Source organism: Ruegeria sp. YTSC199 (assembly GCF_059609725.1).
Genome location: NZ_JBXWMF010000020.1, coordinates 39,411 through 53,305, shown reverse-complemented (window position 1 = coordinate 53,305; position 13,895 = coordinate 39,411). Strand labels below are relative to the sequence as shown.

Below are 13,895 nucleotides of genomic sequence, written 5' to 3'. Positions count from 1 at the left end.
GCAGGGCGCGCGCTTTTCTGCACACAAGACAATTAATGAAAGGCGGCCGCTATGGAGGTTTTCGCCACCGCTCTTCCTGCGCTTGGTGATGCGTGGGCTTTGATCCTGCAACCCATCGTTCTGGGCTATCTTGTGCTCGGCGTTGTCATGGGGCTGGCCGTGGGCGTCTTTCCCGGGCTCGGCGGTATCGCCGGCCTCTCCTTGTTGCTGCCATTCATGTTTGGCATGGACCCGATCCTGGGTCTGGCGCTGATGATCGGAATGGTCGCCGTTGTTCCGACCTCGGACACATTTGCCTCGGTTCTGATGGGGATACCAGGCAGTTCGGCCTCACAGGCGACCGTGCTTGACGGCTTCCCGATGGCAAAAAAAGGCGAGGCCGCGCGGGCGTTGTCCGCTGCGTTTGCCTCATCCTTATTCGGTGGTCTGGTTGGCGCGACATTCCTGACCATGTTCATCCTCATCGCGCGTCCGATCGTTCTGGCCTTCGGTCTGCCCGAGATGCTGATGATAACCATTCTCGGCCTGTCGATGGTCGCCATTCTGGCCGGGCGTATCCCATTGAAGGGCGTCGCCGCAGCCGGGTTGGGTCTGATGGTCGGCACAATTGGTGAGGCCGATGCGGGCGGCTCGCTTCGGATGGCGACCTATGACATTCCTTACCTGACGGATGGTCTGAAGCTGGTCATCGTCGGTCTGGGCATCTTTGCCGTTCCCGAGATCGTTTCGCTGCTGCGGCAGGATCGCTCGATTGCCAAAGGCGCTTCGTTGGGCGCCGGATGGCTGGATGGCGTCAAAGACTGGTTTGCGAACATCTGGCTGTCGGTCCGCTGCTCGATCATTGGCGTGGTTGTCGGGGTCATTCCCGGTCTCGGAGGTTCTGTCGTCGATTGGATAGCCTATGGTCACTCAGTTCAAACGACCAAGGACAAAAGCAATTTCGGCAAAGGCGAAGTACGCGGGGTCATCGGCCCGGAAAGTTCGAACAACGCCAAGGAAGGCGGCGGTCTGGTGCCGACGCTATTATTTGGCATCCCCGGCTCTGGTTCGATGGCGATCTTCATCGGTGCGGTTGCTCTGTTGGGATCGGGGGATATCGAAGTCGGTCCGAGCATGCTGCAGGACAATCTCGACATCACATATTCCATCGTTTGGCTGCTGGCGCTGGCCAACGTGGTGGGCACCATCCTGTGCATCGCGGCCTCGGGCGGGATCGCCAAGCTGACCACGATCCGCTTCACCTATCTGGCACCGTTCCTGTTTATGCTGATCAGCTTCGCAGCATTTCAATCCGGTCAGAACTTCGAAGATCTTTTAGCCCTGTTTGTGATTGGCTTGATCGGTATCTTCCTGCGCCGCTTCGACTGGTCGCGCCCGGCTTTCCTGATCGGCTTTGTTCTGTCGAACCCGGTTGAGAAATTCACCAATCAAGCCTTCCAGATCGCCTCGTTCCGGTTCCGCAAAAGCTTTGGCGAAGGGATGGAGTATGTCTTCAGCCCCATCGTCATCGTTCTGATCGTGGTCACGGTTGTTTCGGTCATTCTGGGCATCCGGCAGGCCAAGATGATCATGGCTGAGGGCGACGTTCAGGCCGGAACCAAACGTGCGCCTTTGGTCTTTCTGCTGGTGATTATGGCCTATCTGATCGTGGCTTTGGTCAATGCCAACATGATCCCTGACTACAACATGACCGACAAGATCATCCCGCTGGTGATCGGCGGCATCTCTTTGTTCTGCTGCGTGATCCTGCTGATCCAGATGATGCGGCGGCCCGAGGGTGATGCGATCTTTGCCGACAAGGAAATCGCGGGTGAGGACGCCAGTGCCCCCCATGGTTTGTGGTCCACGCTGGCGTGGTTCGCAGGTCTGATCGCGGCAACATGGGTGGTGGGGTTCATCCTTGCACTGCTGGGCTTCCTGATCGCGTTTTTCCGCATCCGGGCCGGGGCCAGCTGGCAGATGGCGTTGATCCTGACCGCCTGCGGTATCGGCTTTATGTGCCTGATGGCGGGTGCTTTGAACCGGGATTTCCCGCCGGGTCTGTTGCAGGACATGGTCAGCCTGCCCTGGCCATTGAAATGAGCAGCCCAATGAAATTGCCTGACCTGAGCAAAGGGTCGGGCAGAGGAAACACCACACCGTATTGGCCGGGGGGTACCCGATGACCCAAACAGCAATCCCATATGTTTTCATGCGGGGCGGCACCTCTCGGGGCCCGTATTTCCGCCGCTCGGATCTGCCCGAAGATCTGGACACTCTCGCCAAAGTGCTGATCTCTGCCCTCGGGGCTGGGCAATCGCTGAACATCGATGGCATCGGCGGCGGTGCAGCGGTGACCACCAAGGTCGCGATGCTATCGATCAGCGAGGATGACTGGGCCGATATCGACTACTTCTTCGCGCAGGTTGCGGTCGAAGAAAAGCTGGTCGATTTCAAACCGACTTGTGGGAACATCCTGTCCGGCGTCGCCCCCGCTGCCATCGAAATGGGACTGTTCGAACCGCAGGGCGATGAGGCCGAAATTCGAATCCGGGCGGTCAACACCGGGGCCCGTGTCGTGGCCCGGGTCCAGACACCGGGAGGAAAGCTTACCTATGAGGGTCATACCGGCATTGCCGGGGTACCGGGCCAGTCTGCGCCGGTACAGCTGAGTTTCATGGGCGTAGTGGGATCGGCCACGGGCGCTTTCCTGCCCACAGGCAACCTGCGCGATACGGTTCAGGGGATCGAACTGACTTGCATGGATGTCGCCATGCCAATGGCCATTGCCCGCGCCGCTGACTTCGGGCTGACGGGCTATGAAAATGCCGACGAGCTGGACGCTGACCGCGCCTTTTTCGACCGGATGGAGGCCGTTCGGATCGAAGCCGGGGAACGGATGGGGATGGGGGATGTGTCGAAATCGGTGATCCCCAAATTCGGACTTGTCGCGCCTGCCAAAGAGGGCGGAACTCTTGCGGTGCGGTACTTCATGCCGTGGAAGACCCATCCGACCATGGCGGTTACTGGTGCCCAGTGCATGGCGTCTTGTGCTTTGACGCCCGGTACGGTCGCGGACAGTTTGCTGGATCGCCCGACGACAAGCCCGGCTGAAGTCATATTGGAACACGCTTCGGGCAAGATCGACGTATTGGTTGATTTCGCTACGGACCATGGGTTCACCGTTAATTCTGCGGGCCTTGTGCGGACCGCGCGTAAGCTGGCGGACGGGCATGTTTATGTGCCGCAATCGGTGTGGAATGGGAGTTGATCGGAAAATCCACAAATAGTATACTACGGTATACAAAAATGGAGGTCACGATGGACGACTACTCGGAATGCCTCGATATCGCGCGTCAGGAGCTCAGGTTGGCGCAAGCAGCCTTGCGGCGGGATATGGCCGAGTATCCCAAGCCAATCGCGGGATGCGACGAGCAATTCAACCATCTGCTGGACCAAAGCGAACGCGTTCGAAACGCGCTGGCAGCGCTCGATATGCAGCATTTTGTGCCGACGCCAAGAAAACTGACCACCGGGCAGGGTATTGAAAGCCGATGAAAATACACATTCTGGATGACTGGTTCGACACGCTGCGTGGCTTGCCGTGTTTTGAGAAACTCACGGGTCATGATGTGACCGTTTGGACGGATCATGTCGAGGATACAGAGGCTTTGGCCGAGCGGTTGCAAGAGGCCCAAGTCCTGGTTCTGTTCCGCGAACGCACTAAAGTCACCCGCGCCTTGCTGGAAAAGCTGCCGAACTTGCGGTTGATCAGCCAGCGCAGCGTCTATCCGCATGTTGATGTAACGGCCTGCACAGATCAGGGTGTTTTGCTATGTTCGAACATGCATAGTGGCACGCCGTCTTATGCGGCAGCGGAACTCACATGGGCGCTGATCATGGCCGGGATGCGGAATTTGCCCGCGCAGATGGCCTCGGTCAAAGCGGGTCACTGGCAGGCTGGCGTAGGTAAGACCCTGCGTGGTCGTCAGCTCGGGCTCTATGGTTACGGCCGTATCGCCCGCGCGGTTGCAGGTTACGCCGAGGCGTTCGGGATGAACGTGGTCTGGTGGTCATCCGAGGATGGTCGGTCACGTGCACAGGCGGATGGCGCTACGGTCGCGCCGAGCCGGGAGGCGTTTTTTGTCGATAGTGATGTTGTCTCGATCCATGTGCGCCTGAAGCCGGACACGCGTGGGATCATCACCGCATCGGATTTTGCGCAGATGCAGCCCGGGGCACTGTTCGTGAATACTTCACGAGCCGGGCTGATTGCTCCGGGCGCTTTGCTTGAGGCGCTTAACGCCGGTCGCCCCGGCAAAGCAGCAATTGATGTCTTCGATACCGAGCCGCTGGCCGACGCGACCGATCCGTTGCTGGCGCATCCCAACCTGATCGCGACGCCGCATATCGGCTTTGTGACCGAGGATGAGTTTGACCTGCAGTTTGCCGACATTTTCGATCAGGTGAATGCTTATGCTGACGGCGCACCGATCCACATGATCAACCCCGAGGTTTGGACCACCTCAGAATAAGATTGGCGGCGATCGGCGCACCGATGATCACCAGCACAATCCTTGTCAGATGGTGAGTGATCACAAAGCCCAGATCCGCGCCTGAAACGATGGCCAGAACCGTCATCTCGGCCTGCCCACCGGGGGCGAAGGCCAGAAACGCCTCGACCGGCTTACCAAGCCCTAACGTAGTGACAACTGCCGTGAAGGCCGCTGCCAACACAGCCAGAACAACCACGTAGGCGCAACCCGCCGCCACGACCTTGCGCAATTCCACCCAGGTGACACCGACAAACTTCACGCCGATCCCGCAGCCGATGAAGAACTGCGCAGCCAGGATGGCTTCGCGCGGGGGGCGGGTATGGATGAAGTCTCCAAGGGACAAAGCGGCCGTCAGGATCATTGGTCCCAGGATGGACGCGCCGAACAGGCCAATGCGCTCGCCGCCCTTCCAGCCGATAAAGGCGGCCAGTACCATCAGAGCCAGTTCTCGTACCGGTAGGTCGCGCGCAGGCTCTCCGATTGGGTTGGTCAGCTGGGCATCGTAGAACACGGTCAGGAACAGCGGGGCCAATGTCACGATGATCAGCACGCGCGTGCCATGGATCAGGGATAAGGTGCGCGGGTTGGCTCCAGCTTCGGTCCCAAAGATGATCATGTCCTGCAACCCGCCAGGCATGGCTGCATAGAATGCGGTTGGCGTATCGAAACCCCAGACCTTGCGGAAGAATGGCACGCCGACCAGCGCGATCAGCAGGATGAAGAACGGAACCAGCGCAATCGACGCTGCCATTTTCGGCAATTCGGCGAACAGGCCCGGTGTGATTGATGCGCCCACCGCGACACCCAGAATGGTGCGCGCCGCCACCGAGATCTGGCCGAACCCTTCCATCGGCGCATGCGCAAGAGCGGCAATCAGACAGGCGCTCATTGGGCCGAACAAAAAGGGCAAGGGCAAATTCAGAGCCCAGAATACGCCGGTACCCAGCACTGCAAGCGCGAAGGTCACGGCTCGTTTTTTTACTGCAGAGGGTGCTTCGATCTGGGTGGTCAAAGTGCCGGTTCCGGTGCGGTTGACTCAATATGTATCCAAGTGTATACAGACGGACACAATAATGCAAGTGAGCGCGTGATGACCCTTCAGGACGACCCGTTACAGCCCGGCCCACAGGGTAACTCCGCCTATCAGCGCCTGCTGGAGGAGATCCGCGAAGGCACTCTTCTGCCCGGCGAACGCCTACGCGAGATTGAGCTGTCCGAGAGGTTGGGTGTCAGCCGCACGCCAGTGCGCGAAGCGATCCGACAACTCGAAGCGGATGGGCTGGTCACGCATATCCCCCGGCAGGGCGCAACGGTCCGCAGCCTGGATTATGCCGAGGTGATGGAACTCTATGAGATGCGCGCTGTGCTTGAGGGAACCGCAGCGCGTCTTGCGGCACGGGCGGCGTCAGATGTCGAGCTGGATGAGTTGGACGTGCTGAATGACAGGTTGGCCGAGGCAGGCACTGGCGCGGATGCCGCGCGGATCAATCGGATTTTCCATGCGACGCTTCTGGATGCAGCCAAGAACCGGTTTCTGGCTAAATCCATGTTGTCCCTGCAAAAGGCGTTGTTGATCCTGGGCCCGTCACAATTGCTGGATGCGGACCGGGCCGAGGCTGCCGTGGCCGAACACCGCCGCATCATGGCCGCCCTGAAAGCCCGTGATGGCGCGACGGCCGAGTCTGAGATGCGCGCGCACATCCACGCGGCACAACGCATGCGCATTCGCGCCTTGCAGGAACGCGACCGTACAACCGATCAAACTCAATAGGTAGATATGACATGGTAACCCAACCGGAAGCCTATGATATCGCTGTGATTGGCGGAGGGAACGCCGCCCTCTGCGCTGCGATGACCGCCGCCGAAGCAGGTGCGCGCGTTCTCATCCTTGAAACGGCGCCAAAACCCTATCGCGGTGGAAACTCGCGCCACACCCGCAACTTTCGCTGCATGCATTCTGGCCCGTTGGGCCCGCTGGTCCAAGAATACAGCGAAGACGAATACCTGTCAGACCTGCTCAAGGTCACCGGAGGCAAAACCGACAGAGAACTGGCACGCCTCGCGATCCGCACGTCCGAGGAATGTCTGCCGTGGATGGAGGAGCACGGGGTCCGGTTTCAGCCCTCACTGTCGGGGACACTGTCACTGGCGCGGACCAATGCGTTCTTTATGGGGGGCGGTAAATCGCTGGTGAACGCCTACTACCGGACGGCTGCAGCGCTGGGCGTCGAGGTCCTTTACGAAGCCGCCGTCACGCATCTGGAATTGAACGGAGACCGGATTGAATGGGTGGACTATACCTTTGAAGGTCAATCCCATCGCATCAAGCCGAAAGCGGTCATCGTCGCTTCGGGTGGGTTTCAGGCTGACACCGATTGGTTGACCCGCGCATGGGGGCCTGCGGCACGAAACTTCTTGATCCGGGGCACGCCCTATAATCGGGGTGTCGTGCTGGCCGATCTTCTGGAAAATGGCGTTGAGAGCGTTGGTGACCCGACCCAATGCCACGCCGTTGCCATCGACGGGCGCGCGCCGAAGTTTGACGGCGGTATCGTCACCCGTCTGGACTGCGTTCCATTCTCAATTGTCGTCAACAAGGACGCCGAGCGGTTCTATGACGAGGGCGAGGACGTCTGGCCCAAGCGTTACGCGATCTGGGGGCGCTTAGTGGCAGCCCAGCCGGATCAGGTGGGCTATGTAATCATTGATGCCAAATCGTTGAACCTTTTTATGCCGTCAGTCTTCCCACCGATAAAGGCGGACACGTTGGAGGATCTAGCCCAAACGATGGGCCTGCCGGCTGACAAGCTGACTACGACCGTCGCTGAATTCAATGCCGCCTGTGGTGACACAAGTGGCTTTCATCCAACTGAACTGGACGGCGTTTCCACCTCCGGTCTGACCCCGCCCAAGACAAACTGGGCACGTCCAATTACTGAGCCTCCTTTCTACGGCTACTCGCTGCGCACCGGCGTGACCTTCACCTATCTGGGCCTGAAGGTAGATGAAACCGCGCAATGCTCGACGACAAACGGCAAGATACAGAACCTTTGGGCGGCAGGAGAAACCATGGCCGGGTCGATTTTGGGGCAGGGGTATCTGGCCGGGTTCGGCATGACCATCGGAACCGTATTCGGACGCATCGCAGGACGAGAGGCCGCTTCTTATGCGAATTGACCTGATCCAAGAAGCCCGCCGTCAGGCCGAGATCTGCAATGCCTGCCGGTATTGCGAAGGCTATTGCTCGGTCTTTCCGTCGCTACATGCCGAACGCGCATTCTCGGATGGCGATATCACGCAATTGGCCAATCTGTGTCACAACTGCCGAGGATGTTACTATGCCTGCCAATACACGGCCCCGCATGAGTTCGACCTGAACCTGCCCAAGGCTCTGGCCGAGGTCCGGCGCGACAGTTGGGAAAGCTACGCCTGGCCGCAACCCCTGGCGCGCCGCTTCAATACCCATGGTGGAGCGATTGCTCTGGCTCTGGTCGTCGGCTTCGCGCTTTTGTTTTGGGCTATTCGTGTGATCGGCTCGGCTGGGGGTGAAGGCTTCTATGCAGTGCTCTCTCACAACGCGATGGTAGCGATCTTTGCTCCGGCTTTCTTGCTGCCACTGTTCAGCATCGGCATCAGCCTTCGGCGCTATTGGCATGTGGTTGGAGGTAAGCCGATTCAACCCGGCGACCTGAAAGCCGCGCTAACCCGAGCAGCTAAAATGCAGGATCTGGCTGCTGGCCACGGCGAGGGTTGCAATTTCGAGGACGAAGATCGCTTCAGCCAGGCCCGACGCCACGTGCATCATGCGATCATGTACGGGTTTCTGCTGTGCTTCGCATCGACCTCGGTAGCTACGATCATGCATTACGGGTTCGGCCTGCACGCACCTTACGGGATCTGGTCATTGCCAAAGCTGTTTGGCGTGTCGGGGGGTGTTTTGCTTACCGTGGGTTGCTGCGCGATGGTCTTGCTGAAGCAGAAATCAGACCGCAACCTAGGCGACGCTTCCGCTTGGGGCGGAGACATCGGCTTCATCTTGCTGCTTGGTTTTGTGGGGTTGAGCGGGCTTATTCTCTACGCTCTCGGGTCAACGACACTGATGCCTGCGCTGCTTGCCATCCATCTTGGATCGGTCCTGGCTCTCTTCCTCCTTACGCCCTATACGAAAATGGCTCACGGCTTCTATCGGCTTGCAGCCCTCATCAGGGATGCGCAGCGGAAAAGAGAATTGTCGGTGGTCCGGTAACAACCATTCGCCCCGTCCAGAGGCGAAAGAAAGTGCAATGGAATCGCATTTGATATCGAAGGACGCTGCGTTGCGGCAATGCGGACGGCAGTCAACGTCCGGAAGGGTGCGTGTGAATACCGCTCAGCGGTACTGAAAGACACTTCCACGAAAGGTGCAGACTTGATGGAAGAGCTTTGAGTCGCAAATGGTAAAACCTGTGCGCCCATCAAAATCGAATGACTCAGGATCAATGGCTTAGGCGTCTTTGAATGGCAAAACTATGTGTCGCCCGACAAAATGTTGGACGTCAGACAAATTTGACCTTTGCGTCATAAACTGACCCAACACGCCCATTTCATGCTCCTGTAGGCAGTTTCGTTTGGCTTGCCCAATTCCCGCTGGTCCTCAAAAAAGTGGATGAGCCGACAGCCCCACCACAAATAGTAAGAACGGCCCAGTCCTGCCATTGGCCGATGTTTACCGTCGCTGCTGTGCGGTTCGTCAGGGGAGACATTCGCCGTAGGTGCAAAGTCGGCGGGTCTATGAACCAACGGATGGCGGGACAAACCGGGCTTTCGCCGCTGGAAATGAATGACCGCACCGGACGCATTTTGCGTACCGGGTACTCTGGGGTTTGCAACAGAACCGGTTGCCTGCGTTTGCTGTTGCTGGAATGTGAATCCAAGCTTCTTCAAGCTGACGGCAAGCAGTGTTATGAGTGCTTTGGGGATTGGTAGATAGCCTTGGAATTCCGGGCTCTACAGGAGTGAACCCCTTATCGGTTCATACGGAGGCTTCATTGCAGACGACTACATCGACGTCGCCTCATGGGCTGATCCAGTTGGAACGTGCTCATTTTGATGTTGCCGTAATCGGAGCCGGAATCAATGGTGCAAGCGTTGCCCAGCATCTCTGTGCCGCCGGATACAAGGTGCTTGTGGTCGATCAGGACGATTTTGCCAATGGGGCTACCAGCCGGTCCAGTCGCCTGCTTCATTGTGGATTAAGGCATTTGGCTTCAGGGTCCAATATCTGGCAGACATTGATACATCCTCGGCGCTTGGCTGTGTCCCTGAAAACTGTTCGTGATGACATGCTGGCAAGAGACGAGATCGTGCGTACGATCCCCGAAAGGGTAAAGCCGATCAACTTTAGCCTGCCGATCTACTCGGACGATCAGTATGCGCCGTGGCAAATGGATGCGGCTTTTGCAGCGATACGAATGACCAGCCCGAGCGGCGAACCGTTAAGGTATCGCCGCTATCATCCAGATCAAACCAATCAGGTTCCCCTTAGCCCCTGGCTGCGCAACCCTGAAAAACTGCGCAGCATCGCTGTCTTTCAGGAGTACCTTTTCGACTGGCCCGAGCGTATCGCGCTAGATGCACTGTTTGACGCACGTCGGATGGGGGCAACCGTTCGAAACTACGTACGCGTCGCGGACCTAAAGCGGGAGCAAGCAGATGATCTTTGGCATCTGACATTGCAAGCGACAAGCCGATCTGTCCTAGGCACGCCCGAGACAGTCGTGGTTACAGCGGATTTCGTTTTGAATCTGGCAGGGGCTTGGGTTGATGATGTGACGGCCAGGACCGGATCAAATTCAGCGCCCAAATGCAGGGGAATGAAAGGCATTCATATTGCAGTGAACCTGCCTGCGGAATTCGCTGATTGGGGGGTATTTACATACAATAGCATTGGTGAACCGCTCTATTGCCTTCCCTTTCGAGGCATCCATTACATAGGACTGACACGGACACCCATTGATGGCGAAATTGCCGGTGTTTACGCTGAGGATCAGGAAATTGAATGGATGGTTTCGGAAGCCAACCGGTGTTTTCCAAAACTGTCTTTAAAGTGCAGCGACGTATTGTTTACATGGGCTGGTGTCAATCCGTTGACGCATGACCCGCTGGAACCTCTGGGAAGCCGGGAAATCAAGCTGCATGATTTGGCGGATGACGGTTTGCAAAACATGAGGGCACTGACCGGCGGGCCGATCATGACACATAGGCGTGTTGCGAGAAAAGTCACCCGAGAGGTTCAGCAGCGGCTGAAACCATCCGTAAGCCCGCTCAAACTGCAATACGAAGGCGTTTGTGCAATCAATACTCACGGTAGCGCCGCTGAGCCGGATCAAATGGGTCTGGCCTATCGTGCCGAGATTGTCCGGTGCGCAAAAGACGAGATGCCGACCAACCTGGCAGATTTGATTATGAGACGACTGGGCTTGGGATGGGAGCCCGATCAAGGGGTTGATCGCGCCCGTGAGATTGCCGAAATAGCAGCGCCGCACCTAGGCTGGTCAGATTCAAATATCGAAGACGAACTGATCGCTTACCATGCTCATCTAGATCACATCCGGCGAAAACCGAATATCGGGTAAAGATACGAGCTTCACTACACATCTAATCCGCGCCGGGATAGTTCGAACGGCGGGTTTACACACATTTTCGCCATCTGGACGATACGTAGCATCGGTTGACTTGAGCTCTCAGTGGTCCTCGAAGGCAGCGCAGCAACGGTATCTAGTGCGCTGCTACGGGATGGCCAGGACCGGCGCTTAGCTGACATTCATGATCGCCAGTGCAGCATGCGGCTTCTTAAGACTACCCTTTCGCTGCGCGTGTGAAGTCCGCGTTTTGATCTAGCCACACTTTGCGCAATGACAACCGTATTCGTCTCGGTTCAACGTGCTCGTCGTTAGTTCCCCGTCAGGTGAAGCCTTCGCAACGCTGGCAGAAACTTGTTTTGCCGATCCACTGCACCTGTCGCAGCCATACCAATACAGTATTTCGAACAGCGCTTTGTTGGGTGTAAATGCAGTCTACGTAAAACTTTGTCAGCGATGCCGTTGCCGCGGGCTGATTTTGTTTCAATGATGAACATGTCAGGTTTTACCGCACGAGAGACTCCGCCAGCCTCAAATTGAAGGCTTGTATCGATGGTCATACGCTCGCCACCTTCTTTGGCAACTAGAGTGATACGCTCATATTGCATCGCGATCACCCGGTGCAGCAGTTTTCCAAAGCCCTCCGAATAAATGTCGCGGTAGTTTTCCTCGATAAAATCGACAGCCTGCTGGTTGAGAGAGTTGGCAAGATTATTGACCTTCAATCGTCGTTTTATCGTGACTTTACGTCTGTCTTTCAACTTGATTTCAAGGTAGCTGAAGCCAGCATCCACATACTCACGCACCCGAACCTTACAGCGCTTGCGACGCCCTTGGTGATGATCGTAATAACCTCGCAAGTCTTTGTCGTCATAGTATCTGGTTGCATACGTGAACGCACGCTTGCCTTCGATTTCCAAGACGTCGAAATGTTCGGAAAACCTCTCAAATGCCGGCCTGAAAGCATCGGCTGGCAGAATATACTTGTTGTCTAACCGTTCGAGCATGGCTGCTTTGCTGTTAAGTTCCGCAAGACTAATTTCCGCGAAGCTATTGAGTGTCCCTGCGATGTTGTTGTCCATGACGGGTTCCTTTGCACACTCAGCTTTTGCGGAAAAACACATTGATGCGCGCCATGTCGTTGATGTAGTCGAGCGCCGTGATTTGATAGGACATCACGTCTACGCCCAATCGTTCTGATAGATCCGCACGCATAGCCTTGGGGTCCGACAATGCGTGAGCGTCGATCTTGTCCAAAGTGATCTTCACACCGTCTGCGGACTTTAGAATGCGCGGATGATCAAGCACCCAGGCACCCAGCAGCACCAACGTTACGATCACACCAACAAATGTAAGCTCGGTTCCGTGAATTGAGCAGATAACCGCGATAGCGATGGAGCCAAAAAAATAGGTGATTTCGACTTTTGAGATCTGTTCCGACCGCAATGTGAATAGTGCGAGGATGGCGAATAGTCCAAATCCTGCTGCCAGGCTAAATTCAACCGATGACAAAACGGTCAACACGCCGAAGGCGAAGACATTGAACAGCGAAGCGGCGGTCACCAACTCTTTGTCGCGGTAGCGGCGATAATACAAACCAAACACTAGGGTCATCATTGCAATGATATTGATTGCAAAACGAATGGGGATTTCGGGGGCGAGAATAGACTCAAGCATGTATTTTGATCCCTGTTGTGAACCCTTGTGAGGGCACTTGATGGATCAATTCTTGCCCGGAGCGTCTGAACCCGTCCTGACTGGGAAATTGACCAAGTGTTACAGATTTATGAACGTTCAATGACGCTGGCATTTATTTGTAAGACTTGAAGTGTTTTGAGTATTTGGATCAGAACGTTACAACTAGGCTAGGAATACGACGGCGGCACTCACGTTCGGTTTCGATCCGGGCAAGGCTTGACGGAAACTCGCTTGGGTTTGCTGAGAATTCTTAGGTGTGCTTGCGCGATCTGACAGCGTGATTTTGCCGAGACAAGCCACAAAAGCAACGTTCAGGTCATACGATACCCAACATTTCTAAGGGTCACGATCCGCTGACCTTCTGCACCGATCTTGCGTCTGAGACGCCCGACATAGACATCAACAACGTTGGTCAATGGATCTTCATTCATGCCCCAAACCGAGTTCAAGATCCGCTCTCTGGACAACACGCGCCCAACATTAGTCAGAAACAGAAGAAGCAAGTCTCGTTCCTTCTTGGATAGCTGAATTTCGGCACCGTCGACGGCAACCTGAAGCGAGCGCTTGTCAAAGGTAAGCGACCCACAAACAATCACAGTGTCACTAAGATCGTTGGCATAGCTATTGGCGCGGCGGTGCAGAGCCTCTACTCGCGCGATCAGTTCGTCAAAGTCGAACGGCTTGGGAAGATAATCGTCTGCGCCAATGTTGAGGCCTTCCACTCTTTCCTCGGGGCTATCCAATGCGGTCAGCATCAGGATGGGGATTTTTGATTTCCTAGCGCGCAATTTGCGACAAACATCTTGCCCTTGAATCCCGGGTAACATCAGATCCAACAAAATGATGTCATAGTTGCTGGTGGCTACGTGCTCCAAAGCATCTTCGCCACTTGGTGCATGATCCACAGACCAGCCTTCAGCGGACAATCCGCGACGTATAAAATCAGCTACACGGGCTTCGTCCTCGACAAGCAAAATATTCATAGTACGCCTCAATTATCTCTCTGCTCACAACCGAGACGATGCGCGGCAGTGTGCGACCT

Annotated in this window: 12 protein-coding genes; 8 read left to right on the top strand and 4 right to left on the bottom strand. The window is 56.4% G+C overall.

Going from position 1 to position 13,895, the window contains the following annotated elements; translation table 11 throughout:
• Nucleotides 1-51 precede the first annotated feature (51 nt).
• The 4 genes from AC2FEE_RS18115 (at nucleotide 52) to AC2FEE_RS18100 (ending at nucleotide 4,514) form a co-directional block, all read left to right on the top strand.
• Nucleotides 52-2,082, top strand: a complete 2,031-nt coding sequence (locus AC2FEE_RS18115) for a tripartite tricarboxylate transporter permease (protein WP_496866737.1) — start codon at nucleotides 52-54, stop codon at nucleotides 2,080-2,082.
• Between the two features lie 79 nt (nucleotides 2,083-2,161).
• Entirely contained in the window at nucleotides 2,162-3,250 is a 1,089-nt protein-coding gene (locus AC2FEE_RS18110) for a 4-oxalomesaconate tautomerase (RefSeq protein ID WP_496866736.1), read from the top strand.
• A 50-nt stretch (nucleotides 3,251-3,300) separates the two neighbouring features.
• Entirely contained in the window at nucleotides 3,301-3,537 is a 237-nt protein-coding gene (locus tag AC2FEE_RS18105; protein ID WP_496866735.1) for a hypothetical protein, read from the top strand.
• Nucleotides 3,534-4,514, top strand: a complete 981-nt coding sequence (locus AC2FEE_RS18100; RefSeq protein ID WP_496866734.1) for a D-2-hydroxyacid dehydrogenase family protein — start codon at nucleotides 3,534-3,536, stop codon at nucleotides 4,512-4,514. The genes AC2FEE_RS18105 and AC2FEE_RS18100 overlap by 4 nt, the downstream gene beginning before the upstream one ends.
• Here the strand turns inward: AC2FEE_RS18100 and AC2FEE_RS18095 are convergent.
• Nucleotides 4,483-5,502 carry an AbrB family transcriptional regulator gene (locus tag AC2FEE_RS18095; protein ID WP_496866733.1) on the bottom strand — a complete coding sequence of 340 codons (1,020 nt, stop codon included), beginning with the start codon at nucleotides 5,500-5,502 and terminating at the stop codon, nucleotides 4,483-4,485. The genes AC2FEE_RS18100 and AC2FEE_RS18095 overlap by 32 nt on opposite strands.
• A 123-nt stretch (nucleotides 5,503-5,625) precedes the next feature.
• Between AC2FEE_RS18095 and AC2FEE_RS18090 the strand changes: the two genes are divergently transcribed.
• The 4 genes from AC2FEE_RS18090 (at nucleotide 5,626) to AC2FEE_RS18075 (ending at nucleotide 11,149) form a co-directional block, all read left to right on the top strand.
• On the top strand, nucleotides 5,626-6,306 hold the full coding sequence (locus AC2FEE_RS18090) for a GntR family transcriptional regulator (protein ID WP_496866732.1): 681 nt from the start codon (nucleotides 5,626-5,628) through the stop codon (nucleotides 6,304-6,306).
• Between the two features lie 11 nt (nucleotides 6,307-6,317).
• Nucleotides 6,318-7,712 carry an FAD-dependent tricarballylate dehydrogenase TcuA gene (gene tcuA / locus AC2FEE_RS18085; RefSeq protein WP_496866731.1) on the top strand — a complete coding sequence of 465 codons (1,395 nt, stop codon included), beginning with the start codon at nucleotides 6,318-6,320 and terminating at the stop codon, nucleotides 7,710-7,712.
• Nucleotides 7,702-8,781, top strand: coding sequence for a tricarballylate utilization 4Fe-4S protein TcuB (gene tcuB / locus AC2FEE_RS18080; protein WP_496866730.1), 1,080 nt, complete (start codon nucleotides 7,702-7,704; stop codon nucleotides 8,779-8,781). Before tcuA ends, tcuB begins: the two co-directional genes overlap by 11 nt.
• Nucleotides 8,782-9,481: 700 nt before the next feature.
• Nucleotides 9,482-11,149, top strand: a complete 1,668-nt coding sequence (locus tag AC2FEE_RS18075; protein WP_496866729.1) for an FAD-dependent oxidoreductase — start codon at nucleotides 9,482-9,484, stop codon at nucleotides 11,147-11,149.
• Between the two features lie 317 nt (nucleotides 11,150-11,466).
• On the opposite strand, the gene AC2FEE_RS18070 is transcribed toward AC2FEE_RS18075, so the two are convergent.
• The 3 genes from AC2FEE_RS18070 to AC2FEE_RS18060 all read right to left on the bottom strand — a co-directional run bounded on the left by AC2FEE_RS18070 (nucleotide 11,467) and on the right by AC2FEE_RS18060 (nucleotide 13,836).
• Complete coding sequence (locus tag AC2FEE_RS18070) at nucleotides 11,467-12,237, bottom strand: polyphosphate polymerase domain-containing protein (RefSeq protein ID WP_496866728.1); 771 nt, start codon at nucleotides 12,235-12,237, stop codon at nucleotides 11,467-11,469.
• A gap of 19 nt (nucleotides 12,238-12,256) precedes the next feature.
• Nucleotides 12,257-12,832, bottom strand: coding sequence for a DUF4956 domain-containing protein (locus tag AC2FEE_RS18065; protein WP_496866727.1), 576 nt, complete (start codon nucleotides 12,830-12,832; stop codon nucleotides 12,257-12,259).
• Nucleotides 12,833-13,164: 332 nt separating this feature from the next.
• Nucleotides 13,165-13,836, bottom strand: a complete 672-nt coding sequence (locus tag AC2FEE_RS18060; protein ID WP_496866726.1) for a response regulator transcription factor — start codon at nucleotides 13,834-13,836, stop codon at nucleotides 13,165-13,167.
• Between the last annotated feature and the right edge of the window lie 59 nt (nucleotides 13,837-13,895).